The organism is Pedobacter westerhofensis, from assembly GCF_900182595.1.
GTDB classification, from domain to species: domain Bacteria; phylum Bacteroidota; class Bacteroidia; order Sphingobacteriales; family Sphingobacteriaceae; genus Pedobacter; species Pedobacter westerhofensis.
Map to the genome: position 1 here is coordinate 516,051 of NZ_FXTN01000001.1, position 19,430 is coordinate 535,480.

Below are 19,430 nucleotides of genomic sequence, written 5' to 3' on the forward strand. Positions count from 1 at the left end.
ATTATGATAATTTTCTTTCACCCAACCATTTCACCATTGCCGGGTCGCGATGGTCAAAGAAACTGCTCGCCTTGGTATCCAGCGTATTGATTGATTCCATATCTTTTGTGCTCAGTTCGAAATCAAAAATGTTGATATTCTCTTCCATTCTTTCTTTTTTAACAGATTTGGGAATTGCTACCACACCTCTTTGTGTTAACCAGCGCAGAATGACCTGGGCAATTGATTTTTTATAGGTATCAGCAATTGATTGCAGGAGATCATTGGTGAAAATATCATTTTTACCTTCTGCAAAGGGCCCCCATGACTCGATCTGTACATTGTTATCAAGTAAGAACTTTTGTGTCTCCAACTGCTGATGAAAGGGATGAGTTTCAATCTGATTGACTGCAGGAACAATCTTATTGTGGACGATCAGGTCCATTAATCTGTCAGGATGGAAGTTACTGACTCCTATAGCACGCACTTTACCTTCACTGTATAATTCCTCCATCGCTCTCCACTCACCATAAACATCTCCGTATGGCTGATGAATCAGGTAAAGATCAAGATAGTCCAGCTGTAACTTCTTTAGGGATGCTTCAAAAGCCTTTTTTGTGCCCTCAAAACCCTGGTCCTGTATCCAAAGTTTAGTGGTAATAAACAATTCCTCCCGTGGAACACCACTTTTTTGAATTGCATGCCCTACAGCTTCTTCATTTCCATAAGACTGTGCGGTATCAATCAAGCGGTATCCGCTGCTGATGGCATCCAATACACTTCTTTCACATTCTGCCAGATCTGTTACCTGGAACACTCCAAATCCTAATATTGGCATCTCAATGCCGTTATTCAATTTAATCTTCTGCATAATATTTGTTTTACCATACAAAGGTCAGGTCTTTTACAATGGCATCAAGTATACAGATTACTGATATATCAACCACTTTTACCGATAAATGGATATCACATCAGCATCACGTTAAAAAACAACCTCAGATTTATCCGGAGATGGTCTCTTCATGGCTGAGACCCACTGAGAAGTTAAATCCGGACCTGTCCTGTGTATCGTTCTGTATTCGGTAGGATTATGTCCTACAACCTTTTTGAAAAAACGGGAAAAATGCTGGGGATATTTAAACCCAAAATCGTAAGCAATTTCATTGATTGTTTTATGGCTATTGAGAATTTTATAGGCTGCCTCTTCAATAAGTTTATCTCTGATATATTCCTGGGCAGTTTTGCCGGTTTCTTTTTTCACCAAAGTTCCAAAGTAGTTTGCTGATAGGTTGAGTTTTTCTGCGCATTGTGCAACAGAAGGAATTCCTGATCCATAAGCTTTATCAGCGATAAAAGATTTGCTTAGCAGCTGATCAAAACGCTGTAAAACACTTGTATTTTTACCCGCTTCCACCAGCTGGGCACAGTTTGAAAAGCGCTCACAATAATTGAGGAAAAGCTGGATATTTGAGGCCATCAGTTTGTGACTATGGGTATCCGGCTCAGATGTCAGTTCTATTTTGAGATTAAAAAAAATACCAGCTATCATTTGATATTCCCTTTTGGATAAATGCAATGATTGATCCGCATTTGCATTGAAGAGCTTAAGCTCATTAAACCTACCCTCAATGAAAGTACCCCTAATCAGTTCAGGATGAAAAATCAGGACCTGCCCTCCCGGATGGAAAGGTATTCCGGTATACGCAGTTCTAATAATCTTTTCAGAAGTAGTAAATAATAATCTTCGTTCCTGCTGACCAATAGAACTGAGATAAACACAGTATGATCCATTTTGTATATCAAACCCGGTGTTGACATTTTCAGCTGATAAGTCGATCAGCCTGAAGCGTATATTTTGAGCTGCTGCCTCCATAGTTTAACATCCTGTCAGAATAAAAATCAGGAAAATAGACAGAGATTACAGCTGAGAATGTAACAAAGCGAAAAATATCAGAGTCAAAGCGAAAGGAAAACAAAAACAAATAATCTTAGCCGTTCACGATCCATGCCTTGAAATCTGCAGCTTTATTTTTGCTGATGTAGATAGGTTCCGGCACCGCCGTATCCAGCGTAAGCAATAATCGGCTGTCAAACCATATTGTAATATCTTTAACATCATGGCGGGCAACTATGTACTGTTTGTTGGCACGGTAAAAGTCGGCTGGATTTAAAGAACTAAATATCTGATCCAATGTGCTGAAATATATAAACTGGGATCCATCTCTTAAACAAACGGAGGTATTTTTATCCGAGGTGTAGAAGTAGGAAATTTGTTTCACTTGAACAGGCAGCAATTTATCTTTAACAGGGATCAGGATCTTGTCTTTGTAATTTCTTCCGGAAGTAAATTGTGATACTTTTGATAAGTATGCCACAATATCGATCTTAGTCCATTTACCAAACTTGGAAAGTGCTCTTTGGAGTTCGCTGGTTTTAATTGGTTTAAGCAGATAGTCTATACTGTTTACCTTAAATGCTGCTATTGCATATTGATCATAGGCAGTTGTAAAAATAATGGGCACATCAACAACCATATATTCAAATATCAGAAATGCGGAGCCGTCAGAAAGATGGATATCCATTATAATCAGATCGGGTAAGGGATTAATTTTTAACCAGCTAACCGTCTGGCTTACACTTTCCGTATTTGCCGCTATTTCAATACGCGGATCAATCTCTCTTAAAATCTCTACCAGGCTTTCGTAGGCAGCTGTTTCATCTTCGACAATCAATACTCTCATTATTGGGCATTTAGTGGTAAACGAACAGTAAACAGGTCTTTATCACCTTTAAAATTAATAGATCTGCCCATTAATAACATGAAGCGGCTTTCTAAATTTTCGAGGCCTGTACCGTTGGTTACCGGCGCGGTCAGTTTAGGATATACAGGGTTAGAGATCACCAGTTCGTTGTTTACATTGATTTGAATATTAATGGTCATTTTATGATCGCCATCAATGGTATTATGTACAACAATGTTATCAAGCAGCGGCAGGATGGAAAGCACGGGCAAGGTATAACCCAGTAGACTTTGATCAATATCAATTGTATATTTTAGTTTACTGGCAAAACGAACCTCCATCATATACCTGAAGGAATCTACAAAGGCCAGTTCTTCGGCTAAAGTTGTAAGTCCTTTTTTATCACTTTGAAGGATATACCGGAAAACGTCAGAAAGGTGGTTTACGTAATCGAGTGTCATTTCTTTATTATCCTTACGGATTAAGGATGTAAGCCCGTTTAAGGAATTAAAAAAGAAATGGGGGTTAATCTGGTTGGTCAATGCATCATAGCGGCTCTGCAGATTGGCAACCGTCAAAACTTCAATCTCCTGTTCCTTCTTTCGTTTTTCTGTATACAAGGTAATGATATGGCCTGTAAGGGCACTTAAAATTGAGATGACCAGGAACTGAAACAATACCAGGCTACCAAAATGCCTGACATGTGTAAATATCAGAAATGAAATCACACCATAAACAGCATAGCAAAAGATTGCCGCTGCAGCACTGTACAGCAGACGCTGCTTAAATACGGAGGTGTTTACTTTTTGTAAGTTGAGCTTCACCAAAATGAAGATCATACCAGCAAAGGATATGTACCGAAAGATAAAAAACTCCAAATGACGTATCCATTCGGCGCTATTGAGCCCGTTCAATTCATAAGGCAACCAGGTGATATCGGGGTATAAAACGAATATGGCAGCCACCAGACTAATAATCAGCAACTGGGATAAATTGTATTTTTTCAACAAGGTATCTTTTGAGTGTTAGTACAATTAAAACAAAGCTTGTAAAAATACAATCTTCGTTTGCTATAAACCAAAGCAAGCGTATTAAAGCGAAAAAACAGTGATGAAAACGAAGAAAGTTCGTGTTTTGTTTTTGATGTGCCGGAGTTACAGTTGATCTCCAACTACAAGTACTGAGGTCAGTACGACCACAACACAAGGTTCCATATGGTTAGAAAGTTCCATACGTATCAATCGCAGCGCATCATCTATAATCGTTTTTACCTGATCCGCTGTAACATCGAGAAGACCGGCAGTTTCCTGAGGGCTCAACCGGTCTACAGTGGCCATCTTATATATCTGCCTTTCAAATGGGGGTAGCTGCTCAACTGTGTCCTTGATCATTTGCCGGCTTCTTGACAGCGGATGTTCCGGTGCACCATTGGATTTGCCTTCTTGTTTCATCTTTTGTTCTCCCATAACAATAAGAGCGATGTTTCGGGAAATCACGAGCAGGTATGTCCAGCATTCTTTAATTTCAGCCAATGCTTCCTGTTGCACCCAGGCCATCACAAATGCGTCCTGAACAGCCTGTTCAGCTATATCCACAGATCCGGTTATTCCTAAAATCTCGAAACCAAGTTGATGATAGTACCTGTGAAATAATTCAACTAAAGCATACTGGTCGCCTTTAGCAATTGCTGAAAGCAGATCAGAGTCGACGAAATGCAGACTGTTTTTCATAATACAATATCAGAAAAAGCAGATCAGCTCTGGGTTCACCGTTGAGTTAAAACGAAAATCGACACCCTCAAAACGAACAGGGATCATCTGGCTCCCTGATTCATAGCATAATAAAAAGTAATATCTTACCTGAACAATACTGTGATCCTGATCTCGATTGTATGTAATGCCAGGGCTGAAATACTGGGTTTAGCCAGGCACAGTGCTTTGCCCGGGAGAGCATTTTGGCAAGTGGTATACTGGAACTATCTGTAGGTTTACAGGCTATTTAATGGCAAAATTAAGTCTGGATGATTGTTGTGGACCTTATTGATCACTGTAGAATTAACAGATGTAGAAACCCGAAAACTATTCATCAGATCATCAGGATAAGGGTTACAGAGACTCATCAAATCAGGAACACTCAGATCTTTACTTAACCACAGTGCTTCCTCACTTTGGTCAAGGATTACCGGCATCCTGAACTTTGGGTCATGGACTTTACCAACGGTATCATTGGCAACAGTGGTCATGATGGTAAATGAGCGGTACACCTCATTTGTGATTTTGTTTTTCCACTGGCTCCATAAACCTGCAAAGGCGAAAAGTTCCCTGTCGTTTAAAACAAAACGGTACGGAACCGGCTTGCCGGATTTCTTGTCCCATTCATAAAAGCCATCGGCCAGTACCAAACAGGTTTTATGATTTTTAAGCAGGGGTGCCCAGGTTTTTGCCATAGTGGCTGATTCACTTCTTGCATTTAACGTAGAGAAATCTAATTTGATACTCTCTGCCCAATATGGCACTAAACCGAAATGCATCTTTTGTGCAATATCAGGTTCATCCGCTGTGATCACTAATCCCTGCTGTGTTGGGGCCAGGTTAAAATTAGGTTGAAAGTCTGGCGGCAGTTTCACCTGATAAGCTTTTAATAAGTCCTTCTCTTTCTTTGTTAAAGTGTACCTGGCGCACATATTATTTAGTTTTTATAATGTCTTTCCACTGAGTAGTATACGCAGGACTTAAAAAGTTCCTTTTCATTGCCCATTTTTGCGATGTGCCTTCAGTTGCTATTCTGATTGTGCCCCGTCCATAATGGCCGTTGATCTGATCCATGATCTTGCTTAATTTATCATTTACCGGCCCGTTCCATTTACTAAACATGTTTAATTGAACTTCTGTTTCCGGAATTAATCCTGTAGCGGTCACTTCCACCTTTTGGTACATAAAGCCTTTACGGTAAATGGCCCTTAAGCCGGCCAAAGCTACCTTAACAATTTCCGAGGTATTATTTACGGCATGCGTCAAAGGTATAGTAATTGCCGGAAAAGCCTGCGGCTGATCGGTTTTAAAGCGATTGGTAAGCAACCTTACAGAAATCACTGTTGCACAGCTTTGATCTTTGCGCAGTTTGAGTGATAGCCTGTTTGCGTAGCTGGCGGTTGCCTCAGTCAGTTCTTCCATATCGCTGGTCAGCTTGCTGAATGCCCTGCTGGTGCATAAACCTTTTTTTCGTTCCAGAACATCACTTACAGGAATACAGGAGCGCCCCCATAGTTCATTCCACATCCTTACGCCCTGGATTGTTAGTTTGTCCTGCACAAAGCCTATCGGCTGATTGCGCAGATCGGCTGCAGTTTCAATCCCCAGCAGGATTAGTTGCCTGGCGTAAGCCCTGCCGATGCCCCAAAGGTCTTCTACAGGATAATCTTTCACCGCTTCGGAGATCTTTTCAGGGGTATCCAGCACACATATACCACCTGTGCGCTTGCACATTTTGTTGGCAAGCTTGGCCAGGGTTTTGGTGGGCGCAATGCCCACACTTACCGGGATACCGGTATTTTGAATAACTGAGTTTCTGATCAGGTGGGCATATCTTTCCAAATCCGCAATGCCCGTTAAAGCCAGGAAACATTCATCAATAGAATACACTTCTACTTCAGGAGAAAAGCGCGCAAGGTTAGTCATTACACGGGCACTCATATCGCCATACAGCGTATAATTACTGCTGAATACGTTTATTTTGTGTTTCTTTATTTCATCTTCAATCATATAAAAGACTGCTCCCATAGTAATGCCCAGATCTTTTGCCTCATTGCTTCTGGCAATTACGCAACCGTCATTATTGGAAAGAACGATAATAGGTTTGCCTACCAGTTCTGGCTTAAACAAACGCTCACAGCTTGCATAAAAGTTATTGCAATCAACCAAAGCTACCATGATCAGACCATAAGGTGTTTGATCATAGATCCGTTGCCCATCGGATTACAGCTCCAGGTTACGGCACCAAAAATGACGATCCCTTCGTCTGTAATAGGGATGTTTTGGCTTTCGATTCCGCAAGTCAGAAATCTCATGTTATCACCAGCAAACAGCTTTCGCGTGATCCACTCCCCCTCTACGTTGGCTATTACTATTGCACCGTGTTTCGGCTTTACCGATTTATCTACAATGAGCAAAGCCCCCTTTGTGATACCGAAAAAAGCCATGTCGTTATTTTCCATTTCAAAATAATACGTATTGGTGGGGTCTTTAACAAGCTTTTGAACAATATGGAGCCTGTCTTCACTATAGTCTTGTGCAGGCGATGAAAAACCAGTTACCTCTCCGGGATCAGCAATAGGTTCAAGTTTTGAGTCTCGTTTGGGTGTGATTTTTCTGAACATAGTGTAAATATTAGCCGCCACAAACGTACTAATATTATTAGTTTTTAATACTACTATAGTTAGTTTAAAACACCAGGGTTGTGATTTTGGGGCTTACGTCCCACCAGTTTGTATCCGGCATACTCTCAACTATGAAAAGGAATATTCTCACTGTTCCAAAATGACTAGAGTTTGGCTACACTCTGCCTTAAGTATAAATATTAACTCCTATTGAAAGAGCTGTAAAGCTTGATACCCTAAGCCAATAACCCGAATCAAAGCTGAGTATCTGACCAGTGCCCGGTCCGGAAAGGGCCAATTTCTATAGAAAAATTCTGAACCTCGAAATTTTAGAGAACAGTGGAATAAAACGAAAGGATACAACATATAAGCCCCCAGTACTTTATTCCTTTAATCAGAACTATTTTAAGAAAACAGAAGAAGGATTCAAAAATGCATTCTGATTATTGATCATCAAATACCGATCAGCGCATAAGGTATCCGTACTGCCTTGGCCCGGTAATCATTCGGGTCCATCGTTCCATCAGTATTGGAGCAGGGAGCTAAACAGCTGTCGTAAAAGTTAATGCAATAAGTAAATACCATCTCGTTGTTACTGCTGAATTGCGGGTGTATGGCCGGTGCATAGTATACCGGTGTATGACCCTGCTTGTAATCTGGCAATGCGTACACCACTTTGTTAGCAGACCAGCCTGATTTGGGATCGGCGCTGAAGCGGGTATATACATTACGCTGGGCGATATCACAACCAAATCCAAAATCCATGCTGGCTATCACAAATTTGCCGTTAACTTTTTCTACCCAGAAACCGCCCCACGGCATACCGGTGATGATGGCCGCTCCTGAGACGGTATTTGGTGACGCCGCCCAAGAAGAACCGTTCCAGAAAGTCCAGGTAGTAGGGCTGCTTTGCAGGAAACGGGCCACGTATACGTCGCTGCCGCCCAAGCCTCCGGCACCATAGACATATACATAATTTACACCCGCATCCGTATGTTTTACCATGCCATGCATGTAGCGGATAGCGGTCTGGTTGCTCATAGCAGGTGTATTTAACCGGGTTACGGTATAAGTGGGCAAATTCCCCATATCAATATCGTATATCCCGGCGCTGGTTTGACTTAAGCCATTACCTTCATCCGCGTAAATGTACACATGACTGCCAACTTCTACACCGCCGCTTGGCCAGGTCCAGCTGGTGCCGCTTTGAATGGGGAAGAATTGCGTACCATTAGAGCTGGAGGTAATGTTGGTGGTAGCACCCGGAGAAAAATTCCAGGCCCCGTTGCTTTGCGCCGGTTGCAGAAGATTGCTGCTGCGGTAAGCAATGGGGAAATTTCCGCTGCCCAGACAGGGCGCATTACCATCGCCGTTAAGGCCGTTATACCAGGTGTCATTAGTTGGCCACATCACTTTACCATTATTGGCGCCATAGGTTAGCGGTATGGAGAAAACACCGTCAAATGCTACCGAACCGCTTGTGCGCTTAAAGAAGTTGGTGATCTCGTCATCGCGGTAGCTGTCCCTTGCGAATAAATTGAGCTTCCACCATTGGGTAGCATTATTAACATAGGTACGTTGTGTGATGGCGCTACCATCTGTAGTTGAACCGGCCTCATTGGTGATAGCCAGTCCGGTTGCACGGTTAACGATCTTGTAATTATCTGAGCCAAGACTGGTGATTTCCCATTGCTGGGAATTCTGATTCATCCAGCTATATTGTTCCAGGGTAAGGCCTTGGTTACCTAAACCACCGGGTACGGCCAATACTTTGCCGCTGAACAGGTTCACGATCTTATAGTAGCCTGTTCCCAGATCTACCAGGTTCCATTTTTGCCAGCGGTCTGGCGTACTGGCAGATGCCGCCCATTGCTGCAGCAGCCGGCTATTGTCTTGCTTTGCACCCTGGTTAAGGGTTCCTCCAACTTCAATGGCTTTCGCACTTCCCGCGTTAGTAACGGTGTAAGTATTATAAGTTTCTGTAAGCACATCCGTCCTCAGTTTGCCGGCAGAAAACATTTCTCTTTTTGCTGAATCGTTCTCTTTGCAACCTTGCACAGCCAGCAGGAATATTGCCGCAGCGCATATCATTACTTTTTTTCTCATGGTTTGATTTTGCTGATCAGTTAATAGATTGTTAGTCATATTTCGTCAAAAAAGCATGCGGCTACCAGACAAAGATTAGCACTCATCAAACGCACATTCGGTATATATTTGGTAGCGGCAGGTTTCAATAATATCGCTTACAATAGTATGCTAAATGGATGTAACTTCCAAATATTCAGATAGGTGATCAATGGACTATATCGGAAATGACGGGGAAAGCGTATCAAATTCGTTTTTAATAAATCTCAAAAAGGAGCGACAAACAGCTGTCACCAGACACCTGATCTTTACCATTAAATCATCAAGCTAATTTAAAGAAAATGGAAAAAAACACAATTGATCCCTGGAAGTGGGGAGAGTACACCAACTCAGTTCAGGCCGTAGAAGTAAAAAATGTATCAGGTACCCTTTACTGTTCTGGTCAGGTGGCTATTGATGCCAACGGGCAGCCAAGTACAGAGGATATGCGTTCACAGTTGACGCAAACGATCGCTAACCTGGAACACTTGGTTACAGAATCTGGTTATGAAATGAGCAACATTGTAAGGTTAAACATATTCACAACTTCCACATCCGAATTCTTTACCTCATGTGTTGAGGTATATGCCGGGTTTGTTCAAAAATATGGCATCAGACAAGCTACAACCCTTATTGAAGTTAAAGGGCTTTTCGCTACACTGACAGTGGAACTGGAGGCTACAGTAGTAAAATAAAGATTGCAATGCAGGATGCTGAAATATATTCTCCGGCAAGTGAGGCAGAGTGGAGAGAATGGTTGATCAAAAACCACCTCTCCGCTCCTTCTGTTTGGCTTGTATTTTATAAAAAGAAATCTGAGCGGCACAACTTTACATGGAGTGCCGCGGTTGATGAGGCACTTTGTTTTGGCTGGATAGATGGCAGGCGAAAGCCTGTAGATCATGAAAAATTTATCCAGTTCTTTTGTAAACGGAAACCGAATAGCACCTGGTCTAAGATCAATAAGGAAAAAGTAAGCGATCTGATCAAAAGAAAGCAGATGATGCCCGCAGGTTTAAATTGTATCCATACTGCTAAGCAAAACGGCTCATGGCATTTACTGGACGATGTTGAAGGTTTAGTGCTGCCAGCTGATCTTCAGTTGGCATTTGAGCAGCAAGCCAGCACACTGGAATACTATACAAGCCTCAGTAATTCGGCTAAAAAATCAATCCTGCAATGGGTAAAATTGTGCAAAACTGATAAAACCCGTCAACAAAGAATTACAGAAATCGTAAATTCTGCTAAATTTAAAACTTTACCGGTTGCACTAAAACGGTAATTGCCATATTATAAAAAATGGATAATAGTAAACGCTTTGACCGCATCTTACAACTGTTCTTTTTATTACAGTCTAAATCCCGTGTAACTATCAATGAGCTGCAATGCAGGTTTGAAACCAGTAAACGGACTATCTACAGGGATCTAAAAGCCCTGGAAACGGCCGGGGTACCGATCTCATCACATGATGGTGCCGGGTATTCCATATCCGAGGGTTTTCGCATTCAGCCATCCAGGTTTACACATGAGGAAGTCCTTAGTTTGCTGATTGCAGAAAAAATGATGCAGCAGCATCAAACTAAGTTTATCAAAGAACAATTTGAGTCTGTGCTGGTCAAAGTAAAAGGCTCTCTGCAATCTCAGCAGAAGTTGGCTATGCAGCAGCTTGACGACAAACTTTTGATCAATTCAGAATCTGAGTCGCAGGATTATCTGCCTGATATCCTCAATACCTTGCTGAGCAGTTCGTCTAGCCATAAAATTGTGAAAATCAGTTATCATAAGAGCAGTGAAAAAAAATTTAAAGTTCGGGAAATAGAACCTGTTGGGCTGTTTTACGAAAGAGATTTTTGGTATGTACTGTCATTCTGCTTACTGCGGTTAGACTATAGGAATTTCAGGCTGGACAGGATCAGGCAGGCTGATATAACCGATATCCCATTTACACGTAAACATCCGCCCCTACGCGAGCTGCGGGATCACCTCGATGCTGCTCCCGCCACTCCGATCATCATAAAAGCAGATCTGAAATTTGCTCATTTTATATTTTGGGAACGTGACAGCTACGGGTTTTACAAAGAAGAAACCACAGGAAATCACGTTCTGATGTATTTCAACTGTATCCCGCATCCCACAGCCTTTGTACGTTGGTTTTTAAGATTTATTGATGTTGCGGATATTGTTGAGCCGGTATCATTAAAGGATGAATTAAAGGAAATCCTGGATAATGGTTTAAAGAGAATGACAAAGTGATCAGCACCCTAAAAGTTAACAGATATTTCATCATACAAAACTAAGGCTTAAGGCAGCATCAGAAGAATGTACAGTTCCCTGTTGGTTAATTACAATTGATTGTATTCCTCATCACTAACTGGCTCCAGCCACTCATTGCTTGCACCCTCTGCAGGCACGGCAATAGCAACATGTGAAAACCAGCTGTCCTTAGATGCGCCATGCCAGTGTTTTATGCCCGGAGCAATGTTCACAACATCCCCTGGATTTAAAACCTGCGCAGGTTTTCCCTCTTCCTGAAACCAGCCAATGCCAGCTGTACACAACAAGATCTGGCCACCTTTGTGATGAATATGCCAGTTGTTTCTGCAGCCCGGCTCAAAAGTTACATTATTGGTGCCCACACCTTCTTTAGTTAAAGGTGCAAGGTAGCTCTGGCCGGTAAAATATTCTGCGTATGCTTCGTTTTTCTCTCCCAGTGGGAATATTTGTTGGAAATCACTCATTTGATTATATATTTTGATTGCAAACTTGCAAAGAATTAAACGGTTTACCCTTACCCATATTACAGGTTTATCTACCACTATTACTTAGCAAGTAGGAATTATTTTTGCGAATTAGCAAAAAATACAAAATAAATATGTCGGAACTTTGTGATCAAAAAAGTGATGGATGCAATTTTTAAATATTTTGACCTGTTCCTAAAACTCAGTCCTGAAAGCAAACAGCTGATAGCAGACCATTTAGAACCCTCAACGGTGAGTAAGGGCGAGTATCTCTGGAAGGCCGGACAGAGATGCAACAGCATTTACTTTATCACATCAGGCATCGCACGACTATTTTTTTACACTGAAGCTGGTACAGAAAATACAGTACATTTTATTACCGAGAACAAGTTCATTACCGATCTGGAAAGTTTAAGAGATCAAATACCTTCATCAGTTTCATGCATTGCAGCTATTGACTGTAATGTATTTGTGATTACATCACAAATACTTGAAAAGCTTGAAAACAATGTTCCTGAGTGGCATGAACTGCTCAAAAAAATCACAGAAAAGACCCTGTTTGACAAAATTAAAGCCCGGGAAATCCTGTTTCAGAAAGAATCTAAAGAAAGGTACATTTCATTTCTGAAACTATTCCCCACAGTTGCAAACAGTGTTCCCGCCAACCAGGTAGCTTCTTACCTTGGTATTTCTCAGTTCACATTAAGCCACCTGAAAAAAGAAATAGCCAGCAACGATTTTTTGCGGATTCGCAAAAATTAAGTTTCTCCACTGAAAGACATTTGTATCCAGATCCATATCTCTCCAGGCTGCGCATCCGCCAGATTACGGATGCAGACTAACCCGGAAGGTATTGGCAAAACGAAAATTTGAATAAGAAATGAAAAAAGTATTCATTACAGGAGGCTCTGGTTTTGTTGGACAAAACTTAATCCCATTATTGGTTGAAAAAGGATATTCAGTAAGTGCCCTTGCACGTTCGCCACAAGCTATAGAAAAGGTTAAAAGCCTGGGCGCGATAGCTGTACCAGGTGATCTGGAGTGCAGAGAAGCATTAACTAATGGCATAAAAGATGCAGAAACTGTGTTTCATTTGGCTGCCTCCGTAGATTTTTTTGCAAGTGAAAAAACGTTATATAATCTTCATGTGAAAGCTACAGCCCTGCTGCTTGAAGAAGCTAAAAAGTCAGCTGTTAAAACCTTTGTATACCTGGGTGCGGCATCAGTAATAATGAACGGACAACCAATAGGGAATGCCGACGAACATTTTGTTTCAGACAATCTGACCGACGGTTACTCCCGGACAAAGCTGGCAGCGGAAAAATTGGTGCTGCAGGCAAATTCAGCACAGTTCAAAACAATTTCGATTCGCCCCCCGCTGATTTGGGGTAAGGGCGACCCTAATATTCTGCCGGCGATACTTGACGCGATCAAAAAAGGCCAGATGCAGTTTATCGGGGGCGGCCTGCACAAGATTGTTACCGGAAATGTTAAAAATGTGTGTGAGGCATTGCTGCTGGCAGAAGATGGGGGTTTTGGGGGAAATGCCTATTTCATTACTGACGGAGAAAAAGTGGTTTTTAAAGATTTCATCAAAAGATACGTCGGCACACAGGGTATAGCTGTTCCGGATAAATCGGTTTCAATCGGAACAGCTAAACTGATTGCATCGCTCATGGAATTTGTTTGGAAAACCTTTCAGCTGAAAGGACATCCGCCACTATACAAAGCCATGGTAAACACACTGGGACTGGAATTTATAACCAGCGATGCCAAAGCCAGAAGGGAACTAGGGTACAAAACGTTTGTAACTGTTGAACAGGGATTATCGCTGATGAAATCATAAATCAAAGACTGGCTATTGTACTCTGCAGCAATAAGTACGAGGATGGTAGCAATTATGATTGCCAGCCAGAATGTGACCCTGTTGATTATTCTATCAATCCTTTGTATATTTTCTGATTCGCTCATCAGGCTGTTCTGATTAATGCTGTTCCCCGTGCTTAACTGGTTACTGAAGAAATTAGTTTTTAGCGCTGGCTGCTTCTTCGATTATCCTTAATACAGCTTTCGGCTGTGCGATCATCACCACATGGCCGGATTCCAGCTCAGTAGTTTTGGCTTTGATCCTTTTGGCCATAAAACGTTCCAGGTCTGGGTTGATGGTTTTATCGCCTTTTGCTACGATGTACCAGCTTGGTTTTTGTTTCCAGGCAGGTGTTCCGCTTTTATCCCCAAAAACAGTTTTAGAGGCCGGAGTTTGTGTAGCATAAATTACTTTCCGCTCTTTTACAGGCAGGTCATTGGCAAATGCAGCTTTTACGCCTGCCTCAGATAAATAGACAAAGTCGCCTGCGGGAACAAAGTATTTGCTCAGTTCCGTTCCGGGAGCATTTTTTTGCAGCTCTGGCACAGTTTCGCCAATCTCAGGAGCGTAAGCTGCAACGTATACCAGTCCGATTACTTTAGGATCATTACCAGCCTGGGTAATCACAAAACCACCCCATGAGTGCCCAACCAGGATAACTTTCCCTTTAGCCATATCAATAGCCCTTTGCGTAGCCGCAACATCGGCAGCCAGAGAGGTAACCGGATTTTGTACAGAAATTACAGGATAACCTTTCGCCTGTAACCCGGTGATCTGGTCAGTCCAGCTGGTTCCGTCTGCCCATATTCCATGAACAAAAATGATAGCCGGTTTTTCTGAAGCAGCGCTTTGGGCATGGCTGCTAAATGCAACGATTAAGGCAATAAGCAATACGGAATAAAATTTCATAGTTTTCATAAGATGTGATTTGATGTTAAATATTCATTTTTGTTTCTGTCACAAAGTAGGGGGATATTGAAAAAATAATAGCGTGACGTAGATCACATTAAAGATAGCCCGCAAAGAATGTGATCTGTGTCACAGTCAGGGGTCTGTAATCAAATGAAAGGGTAATAGAGGTCACGTATTTTCCTTCGAAATAAATTCTAGTTTTGCTGTATGGTTCCAATACTTAATCACATCTCCATAAAATGAAAATAACAAAGAAAGATTTCCCTGCATTGATCCTGATTGATTTCCAGAAAGCTTTTGAAGACGAAGAGTATTGGGGAGGCAGCAGAAATAATCCCTTCGCTGAGGAAAACGCAATGAAATTATTGAATTACTGGAGGGCGAACAAATTACCTTTGTTTCACATACAGCACATCTCAGTAAATCCCGAGGCAAAGCATGGCCTGAATAATCCGGGACATGTATTCAAAGATATGCTTAAACCCTTAGCGGGAGAAGTGATCATACAAAAGTCTGTCAATAGTGCTTTCATAGGTACGGACCTGAAAGAACAGCTCGATCAGAATGGAATTCATACCGTTGTGATCGCGGGCTTAACTACCGATCATTGTGTTTCTACCACAACCAGGATGTCAGGAAATTTTGGTTATGACACCTACATTCTAGCAGATGCAACAGCAACCTTTGGAAAGAAAGGTATCAATGGAGAGCATTACAGCGGTGAAACAATGCACCTGACAGCGCTTGCGCAATTGAACCAGGAATTTGCCACGGTTGTTCTTACGCAGGAACTGATTGAAGACCTGGAGGCCGGGGCTGAGAATTAATATCAGCAGTTACAATTTATCTTTTGTTACAAATCTTTTGGCCAGATAACTGCTCATCAAAGCCAGGCCCGCAAAAAAGATCAGCTTAGACAGGTCGTTTTCTGTATACACCCTGCCGGCCCTGAACAACACATAACCTACCACCAGATTAAACAAAGCCCATAATATGTTTAGTGAGGGAGAGGATAAACCTTGTCCGGGTGGTTTGGCAAATGGAGTTGGAAATGCATCCCCACAAACGCCTTTAACAAAGTGGGGAACAAAATTTGTTAAAAATACACCCGCAAAAAAGCTGCTTAGATAATGGTACCTCCCCACATAGGGGGATATACCCGCTTCCGGTTCATGCCGCCCCGGGCATCTATTAAAAATTTTATACGGTAACGATCGTTCCGATAGCATACGTCCTGGCATTGCCCCTGATTATTACCCTTTCGCCCAGATCAGAGCAATATAGTGTACCTGTCCGCTCAGATAATTGGATAGCGATCATATGATTTTTATTCAGCTGCTCTTTCCGATAGGGAATCAGGGAACAATGCGCTGATCCTGTAACAGGATCTTCGAGAATTGTTGACTGCGGGGTAAAGTATCTGGAAACGAAATCGGCACTGCTTCCGGGAGCAGTTACAACCACACCTCCTGGATCAAGATTGATCTGGTCAAACACCTGTCTGTCAATTGTGATGTCGCGTACTTGATGTTCATTTTCATAAATCAGCACAAAATCACGGGATTTTAAAACTGCTGATGGCTGAATGTTCAGGGCATGCGCAATAAGCTCAGGAAGCACTGCAGGAACGGGCTTTCTGGAAGGAAAGTTCAGTGCATACATCCCATCTTCAACCGTTACGGTCAGCTCCCCGCTTAGTGTTGTAAAAACAATTTCCTGCTTGTCAAAATCCATCATGCTGTATATAACATGAGCTGCGGCCAGCGTTGCATGTCCGCACAGATCCATTTCAATCTCGGGCGTAAACCAGCGTAAGTGCACCTTATCCCCATTAATTACAAAAAATGCAGTTTCTGCAACTGCATTTTCTTTTGTGATGTTAAAAAGTGTTTCATCCGGCAGCCATTCCTTTAGCGGGACAACACATGCGGGATTCCCTTTGAATATCTCGTTCGTAAATGCATCGATCTGATAAAGTTTTAATTCCATACAAAGATAATTATGAAGTCTGTTTTAGCGCAATATACAATGCTGCGGCCAACTCCATACTAACGCCCCGCCCGGGCTGCTATTATTTGATATAAACGGTTTTTACGTTTACAAATTCAAGAATACCAAAACCGTTTTCCACCCAAGCCATGCGTTATGAGTTTGCTTAATTTTAGCTGGCGCCTGCTCTTCAGTAAGTGCAGCGTATTCCTTAATTTTCTTTCCGTTGGCCGGATTAATTGAAATAATACTCATTTTTATACTTTAAAGATGATTTAACTATCTGGTTAAGTTTACTGTTTTATCAAGGGTAAATTTGAGCTTAACAGATAAGAAAATAATGTGATTTGAATCACATTAAAATTATCATACGAATTATGTGATGCTCGTCACTTTGACTACCTTTAGGTTTTCATTAGCTTCACACCATGACACCGCAGGAAATCTTAAAAGCTCACCTCAGCAAAACCATCACTCTTACCGATGATGAGTTCAGTTATTTCTTTTCGCATTTGAAACCACTGTCCTTTAAAAAGGGTGAAAGTATTATCACTGAGGGAGATACTGTCAGCTGTGAATATTTTGTGCTGAATGGATGCCTGAAAACATATTATGTAAACGATGATCAAAAGATGCTGATCTTACAATTTGCGATGTCAACCTGGTGGGCTTCGGACTACAATGCGTTATACAATGATGTAAAAGCGACAGTGCATGTGGACTGCATTACAGACACCGACGTATTATGCCTTACCAGCGAAGACCGTGAAAGGCTTTGCAGGGAAATCTATCAGCTTGAATATTTCTTCCGATGGCGCTCCAATAAAGGGTTTGTCGCTACTCAGAGAAGACTGTTATCTTTTATGAACAATGATGCCAGGCATCGCTATGAAGAATTACTGAACATGTACCCGCAACTCTATAATATTGTTCCTAAACATCTTATTGCAGCATATCTGGGCGTATCGCGCGAAACGCTTAGCAGATTGTACCAAAGTTAACAGTTTTCAAACTGCCCCGGCAGCTCTAATCCGCCGGAACAGTATTTTAAAATAGCTTTTATAAAGTAGCCATATCTAAACAATTCTTATAGTTTAAAAAAGTTGTTTCACAAATATCACTTCGCGCAGTTCCAGCTGCGGGATAATTTTGGCTGCTACGATGGCCTGATAGTGAGCTGAGTTTTTGTGAAAGTCAAGGGCCTGCTCATCAAGATATCGCTCATGCAAAATAATCTCGTTGGGATCGCTTTCAGATTGATAGATAGCATAAGAGATATTTCCCGGTTCTTTTTTTGTTTTCTCTGCCAGTTCTGGCAGCAACTGAAGCACGGCTGCTGTTTCTGTTTCTTTTATTTTCCATTTTACGATCAGTTCTCTTTGCATGATGTGTTATATTAAATGTGAATGTTGGTAAAATTTATTCGTTTTTGATTACATGACAAATTTGGTTTGAACGGGCAAGAAATATACGTGACATACATCACAATCAAATTGTCTGCTGATTATGTGAGGTATATCACAATATGCCCGCCAGGGCGAAACGTCCTGTTTCTATAGCAAAACGTGCATTGAAGAAGGTTTCATAATGCGATACGTTTGTGCTGTAAATAATTATATAAAATCATATCATGAAAAATGTAAGTTTCTTATCAATCGCTGCAGCTGTATTGCTCATCTTTTCTGTAAGTGCCAATGTTGCGGCCCAGGAAGCACAAGTTAAAGATAACCATGTGGAAAGCCATGTTAACGCTTTTTTAAAGGTACTCAATTCAGGAACCGGCAAACCTATTGAGCAACTATCTGCCAAAGATGCCAGGGCAGTGCTCACAGGCGCACAGGAATCAGTTAAATTTGATTACAGCGATATCAGGGTTACTGAAAAAACCATCACTACAAGTGCCGGACCCATTGTACTTACTGTAGTGAAACCTGCAAATGCCAAAGGGGTGCTTCCCGTTTTTATGTTTATCCATGGCGGCGGATGGGTACTGGGCGATTTCCCAACCCACAAACGCATGGTAAGGGATTTGGTTGTTAATTCTGGTGCGGCAGCAGTATTTGTGAACTACACACCCTCGCCCGAAGCTAAATACCCCGTAGCGATCAATCAAATCTATGCTGCTACAAAATGGGTGGCCGCTCATGGAGGCGATATCGGTGTAGACGGAACAAGGCTTGCTGTAGCAGGCAATAGTGTTGGAGGCAATATGGCTACCGTGATGACTTTAATGGCCAAAGATAAAAATGGCCCAAAAATTAAATTGCAGGTGCTTCTGTGGCCGGTGACCAACGCAAACTTTGATACTGAATCTTATCATCAGTTTGCTGAGGGACATTTTTTAACAAGAAACATGATGATGTGGTTTTGGGATAACTATGCTCCCGATGCTGCTGTAAGAAAGGAAATATACGCGTCGCCGCTGCAAGCTACTCAAACGCAGTTACAGGGCTTGCCTCCGGCTTTTATAGAAGTTGCAGAAAATGATGTGTTACGTGACGAAGGCGAAGCATATGCACGAAAATTAGATGCCGCAGGAGTAAAAGTAACTACCGTTCGTTACAATGGAATGATCCATGACTGGGGCCTGTTAAATCCATTGGCTACTGTTCCTGCCACACAGTCCGCCCTGCTGCAGGCTGCTGCAGAAATTAGAAAAGCACTACAATAACCAGATCACTAATAGCGTAATCCCTATCTTAGGA

The 19,430-nt window shown here is 41.9% G+C and carries 24 protein-coding genes; 9 read left to right on the plus strand and 15 right to left on the minus strand.

Going from position 1 to position 19,430, the window contains the following annotated elements; all coding sequences use genetic code 11:
• Position 1: 1 nt before the first annotated feature.
• The 8 genes from FN831_RS02160 to FN831_RS02195 all read right to left on the minus strand — a co-directional run bounded on the left by FN831_RS02160 (position 2) and on the right by FN831_RS02195 (position 7,095).
• On the minus strand, positions 2–850 hold the full coding sequence (locus FN831_RS02160) for an aldo/keto reductase (protein ID WP_142526537.1): 849 nt from the start codon (positions 848–850) through the stop codon (positions 2–4).
• A 111-nt stretch (positions 851–961) separates the two neighbouring features.
• Complete coding sequence (locus tag FN831_RS02165) at positions 962–1,852, minus strand: helix-turn-helix domain-containing protein (protein ID WP_142526538.1); 891 nt, start codon at positions 1,850–1,852, stop codon at positions 962–964.
• A 115-nt stretch (positions 1,853–1,967) separates the two neighbouring features.
• Positions 1,968–2,720: a LytR/AlgR family response regulator transcription factor gene (locus tag FN831_RS02170; protein ID WP_142526539.1), complete on the minus strand. Its 753-nt coding sequence runs from the start codon at positions 2,718–2,720 to the stop codon at positions 1,968–1,970.
• Complete coding sequence (locus FN831_RS02175; protein WP_246101298.1) at positions 2,720–3,727, minus strand: sensor histidine kinase; 1,008 nt, start codon at positions 3,725–3,727, stop codon at positions 2,720–2,722. Before FN831_RS02175 ends, FN831_RS02170 begins: the two co-directional genes overlap by 1 nt.
• Before the next feature lie 147 nt (positions 3,728–3,874).
• A complete protein-coding gene (locus FN831_RS02180) occupies positions 3,875–4,450 on the minus strand; it encodes an RNA polymerase sigma factor (RefSeq protein ID WP_142526541.1) in 576 nt (191 codons plus the stop codon).
• A gap of 257 nt (positions 4,451–4,707) precedes the next feature.
• The gene (locus FN831_RS02185; RefSeq protein WP_142526542.1) at positions 4,708–5,403 is read right to left on the minus strand and encodes an SOS response-associated peptidase; all 696 of its coding nucleotides are present in this window, start codon (positions 5,401–5,403) and stop codon (positions 4,708–4,710) included.
• A gap of 1 nt (position 5,404) precedes the next feature.
• Positions 5,405–6,649, minus strand: a complete 1,245-nt coding sequence (locus FN831_RS02190; RefSeq protein WP_142526543.1) for a Y-family DNA polymerase — start codon at positions 6,647–6,649, stop codon at positions 5,405–5,407.
• 2 nt (positions 6,650–6,651) lie between these two features.
• Positions 6,652–7,095 carry a S24 family peptidase gene (locus tag FN831_RS02195; protein WP_142526544.1) on the minus strand — a complete coding sequence of 148 codons (444 nt, stop codon included), beginning with the start codon at positions 7,093–7,095 and terminating at the stop codon, positions 6,652–6,654.
• A gap of 275 nt (positions 7,096–7,370) precedes the next feature.
• On the opposite strand from FN831_RS02195, the gene FN831_RS28375 reads away from it, so the two are divergent.
• Positions 7,371–7,538: an NrtR DNA-binding winged helix domain-containing protein gene (locus tag FN831_RS28375; RefSeq protein ID WP_394348265.1), complete on the plus strand. Its 168-nt coding sequence runs from the start codon at positions 7,371–7,373 to the stop codon at positions 7,536–7,538.
• A 10-nt stretch (positions 7,539–7,548) separates the two neighbouring features.
• Here the strand turns inward: FN831_RS28375 and FN831_RS02200 are convergent, their stop codons facing one another.
• Positions 7,549–9,201 (minus strand): RICIN domain-containing protein, encoded by a 1,653-nt coding sequence (locus FN831_RS02200; protein ID WP_185960351.1) that lies wholly within the window; start codon positions 9,199–9,201, stop codon positions 7,549–7,551.
• Positions 9,202–9,521: 320 nt separating this feature from the next.
• On the opposite strand from FN831_RS02200, the gene FN831_RS02205 reads away from it, so the two are divergent.
• The 3 genes from FN831_RS02205 to FN831_RS02215 are packed head-to-tail and all read left to right on the plus strand — an operon-like array spanning position 9,522 to position 11,472.
• On the plus strand, positions 9,522–9,914 hold the full coding sequence (locus FN831_RS02205; protein WP_142526546.1) for a RidA family protein: 393 nt from the start codon (positions 9,522–9,524) through the stop codon (positions 9,912–9,914).
• An 8-nt stretch (positions 9,915–9,922) separates the two neighbouring features.
• Entirely contained in the window at positions 9,923–10,501 is a 579-nt protein-coding gene (locus FN831_RS02210) for a YdeI/OmpD-associated family protein (protein ID WP_142526547.1), read from the plus strand.
• 17 nt (positions 10,502–10,518) lie between these two features.
• Positions 10,519–11,472 carry a helix-turn-helix transcriptional regulator gene (locus FN831_RS02215; protein ID WP_142526548.1) on the plus strand — a complete coding sequence of 318 codons (954 nt, stop codon included), beginning with the start codon at positions 10,519–10,521 and terminating at the stop codon, positions 11,470–11,472.
• 89 nt (positions 11,473–11,561) lie between these two features.
• Here FN831_RS02215 and FN831_RS02220 read toward each other — a convergent pair whose 3' ends face one another.
• Positions 11,562–11,957, minus strand: a complete 396-nt coding sequence (locus FN831_RS02220) for a cupin domain-containing protein (RefSeq protein ID WP_142526549.1) — start codon at positions 11,955–11,957, stop codon at positions 11,562–11,564.
• 162 nt (positions 11,958–12,119) lie between these two features.
• On the opposite strand from FN831_RS02220, the gene FN831_RS02225 reads away from it, so the two are divergent.
• The gene (locus FN831_RS02225) at positions 12,120–12,719 is read left to right on the plus strand and encodes a Crp/Fnr family transcriptional regulator (protein WP_142526550.1); all 600 of its coding nucleotides are present in this window, start codon (positions 12,120–12,122) and stop codon (positions 12,717–12,719) included.
• Between the two features lie 118 nt (positions 12,720–12,837).
• Positions 12,838–13,803, plus strand: coding sequence for an NAD-dependent epimerase/dehydratase family protein (locus FN831_RS02230; RefSeq protein WP_142526551.1), 966 nt, complete (start codon positions 12,838–12,840; stop codon positions 13,801–13,803).
• A 177-nt stretch (positions 13,804–13,980) separates the two neighbouring features.
• Here the strand turns inward: FN831_RS02230 and FN831_RS02235 are convergent, their stop codons facing one another.
• The gene (locus FN831_RS02235; RefSeq protein ID WP_142526552.1) at positions 13,981–14,742 is read right to left on the minus strand and encodes an alpha/beta hydrolase; all 762 of its coding nucleotides are present in this window, start codon (positions 14,740–14,742) and stop codon (positions 13,981–13,983) included.
• 233 nt (positions 14,743–14,975) lie between these two features.
• Between FN831_RS02235 and FN831_RS02240 the strand changes: the two genes are divergently transcribed.
• Entirely contained in the window at positions 14,976–15,563 is a 588-nt protein-coding gene (locus FN831_RS02240) for a cysteine hydrolase family protein (RefSeq protein ID WP_142526553.1), read from the plus strand.
• A gap of 9 nt (positions 15,564–15,572) precedes the next feature.
• Here FN831_RS02240 and FN831_RS02245 read toward each other — a convergent pair whose 3' ends face one another.
• From FN831_RS02245 to FN831_RS27575, 3 genes are all read right to left on the minus strand, one after another.
• Positions 15,573–15,881: a hypothetical protein gene (locus tag FN831_RS02245; protein WP_142526554.1), complete on the minus strand. Its 309-nt coding sequence runs from the start codon at positions 15,879–15,881 to the stop codon at positions 15,573–15,575.
• Between the two features lie 55 nt (positions 15,882–15,936).
• A complete protein-coding gene (locus tag FN831_RS02250; RefSeq protein ID WP_142526555.1) occupies positions 15,937–16,725 on the minus strand; it encodes a PhzF family phenazine biosynthesis protein in 789 nt (262 codons plus the stop codon).
• A 108-nt stretch (positions 16,726–16,833) separates the two neighbouring features.
• Positions 16,834–16,980 carry a hypothetical protein gene (locus FN831_RS27575; RefSeq protein WP_185960352.1) on the minus strand — a complete coding sequence of 49 codons (147 nt, stop codon included), beginning with the start codon at positions 16,978–16,980 and terminating at the stop codon, positions 16,834–16,836.
• A 173-nt stretch (positions 16,981–17,153) separates the two neighbouring features.
• Between FN831_RS27575 and FN831_RS02255 the strand changes: the two genes are divergently transcribed.
• Positions 17,154–17,726: a Crp/Fnr family transcriptional regulator gene (locus FN831_RS02255; protein WP_142526556.1), complete on the plus strand. Its 573-nt coding sequence runs from the start codon at positions 17,154–17,156 to the stop codon at positions 17,724–17,726.
• 93 nt (positions 17,727–17,819) lie between these two features.
• Here the strand turns inward: FN831_RS02255 and FN831_RS02260 are convergent, their stop codons facing one another.
• Positions 17,820–18,110 (minus strand): putative quinol monooxygenase, encoded by a 291-nt coding sequence (locus tag FN831_RS02260; protein ID WP_142526557.1) that lies wholly within the window; start codon positions 18,108–18,110, stop codon positions 17,820–17,822.
• A 245-nt stretch (positions 18,111–18,355) separates the two neighbouring features.
• Between FN831_RS02260 and FN831_RS02265 the strand changes: the two genes are divergently transcribed.
• Entirely contained in the window at positions 18,356–19,396 is a 1,041-nt protein-coding gene (locus FN831_RS02265) for an alpha/beta hydrolase (RefSeq protein ID WP_142526558.1), read from the plus strand.
• Positions 19,397–19,430 lie beyond the last annotated feature (34 nt).

Bases quoted from the DNA above. Each gene is read 5' to 3' on its own strand.
- FN831_RS02180 (WP_142526541.1), bottom strand. From the start codon at position 4,450: ATGAAAAACAGTCTGCATTTCGTCGACTCTGATCTGCTTTCAGCAATT.
- FN831_RS02165 (WP_142526538.1), bottom strand. From the start codon at position 1,852: ATGGAGGCAGCAGCTCAAAATATACGCTTCAGGCTGATCGACTTATCA.
- FN831_RS02200 (WP_185960351.1), bottom strand. From the start codon at position 9,201: ATGAGAAAAAAAGTAATGATATGCGCTGCGGCAATATTCCTGCTGGCT.
- FN831_RS02260 (WP_142526557.1), bottom strand. From the start codon at position 18,110: ATGCAAAGAGAACTGATCGTAAAATGGAAAATAAAAGAAACAGAAACA.
- FN831_RS02205 (WP_142526546.1), top strand. From the start codon at position 9,522: ATGGAAAAAAACACAATTGATCCCTGGAAGTGGGGAGAGTACACCAAC.
- FN831_RS02215 (WP_142526548.1), top strand. From the start codon at position 10,519: ATGGATAATAGTAAACGCTTTGACCGCATCTTACAACTGTTCTTTTTA.
- FN831_RS02210 (WP_142526547.1), top strand. From the start codon at position 9,923: ATGCAGGATGCTGAAATATATTCTCCGGCAAGTGAGGCAGAGTGGAGA.
- FN831_RS02170 (WP_142526539.1), bottom strand. From the start codon at position 2,720: ATGAGAGTATTGATTGTCGAAGATGAAACAGCTGCCTACGAAAGCCTG.
- FN831_RS02225 (WP_142526550.1), top strand. From the start codon at position 12,120: ATGGATGCAATTTTTAAATATTTTGACCTGTTCCTAAAACTCAGTCCT.
- FN831_RS02160 (WP_142526537.1), bottom strand. From the start codon at position 850: ATGCAGAAGATTAAATTGAATAACGGCATTGAGATGCCAATATTAGGA.
- FN831_RS02265 (WP_142526558.1), top strand. From the start codon at position 18,356: ATGAAAAATGTAAGTTTCTTATCAATCGCTGCAGCTGTATTGCTCATC.
- FN831_RS02185 (WP_142526542.1), bottom strand. From the start codon at position 5,403: ATGTGCGCCAGGTACACTTTAACAAAGAAAGAGAAGGACTTATTAAAA.
- FN831_RS02220 (WP_142526549.1), bottom strand. From the start codon at position 11,957: ATGAGTGATTTCCAACAAATATTCCCACTGGGAGAGAAAAACGAAGCA.
- FN831_RS02190 (WP_142526543.1), bottom strand. From the start codon at position 6,649: ATGGTAGCTTTGGTTGATTGCAATAACTTTTATGCAAGCTGTGAGCGT.
- FN831_RS02240 (WP_142526553.1), top strand. From the start codon at position 14,976: ATGAAAATAACAAAGAAAGATTTCCCTGCATTGATCCTGATTGATTTC.
- FN831_RS02195 (WP_142526544.1), bottom strand. From the start codon at position 7,095: ATGTTCAGAAAAATCACACCCAAACGAGACTCAAAACTTGAACCTATT.
- FN831_RS02235 (WP_142526552.1), bottom strand. From the start codon at position 14,742: ATGAAAACTATGAAATTTTATTCCGTATTGCTTATTGCCTTAATCGTT.
- FN831_RS02255 (WP_142526556.1), top strand. From the start codon at position 17,154: ATGACACCGCAGGAAATCTTAAAAGCTCACCTCAGCAAAACCATCACT.
- FN831_RS27575 (WP_185960352.1), bottom strand. From the start codon at position 16,980: ATGAGTATTATTTCAATTAATCCGGCCAACGGAAAGAAAATTAAGGAA.
- FN831_RS02230 (WP_142526551.1), top strand. From the start codon at position 12,838: ATGAAAAAAGTATTCATTACAGGAGGCTCTGGTTTTGTTGGACAAAAC.
- FN831_RS02250 (WP_142526555.1), bottom strand. From the start codon at position 16,725: ATGGAATTAAAACTTTATCAGATCGATGCATTTACGAACGAGATATTC.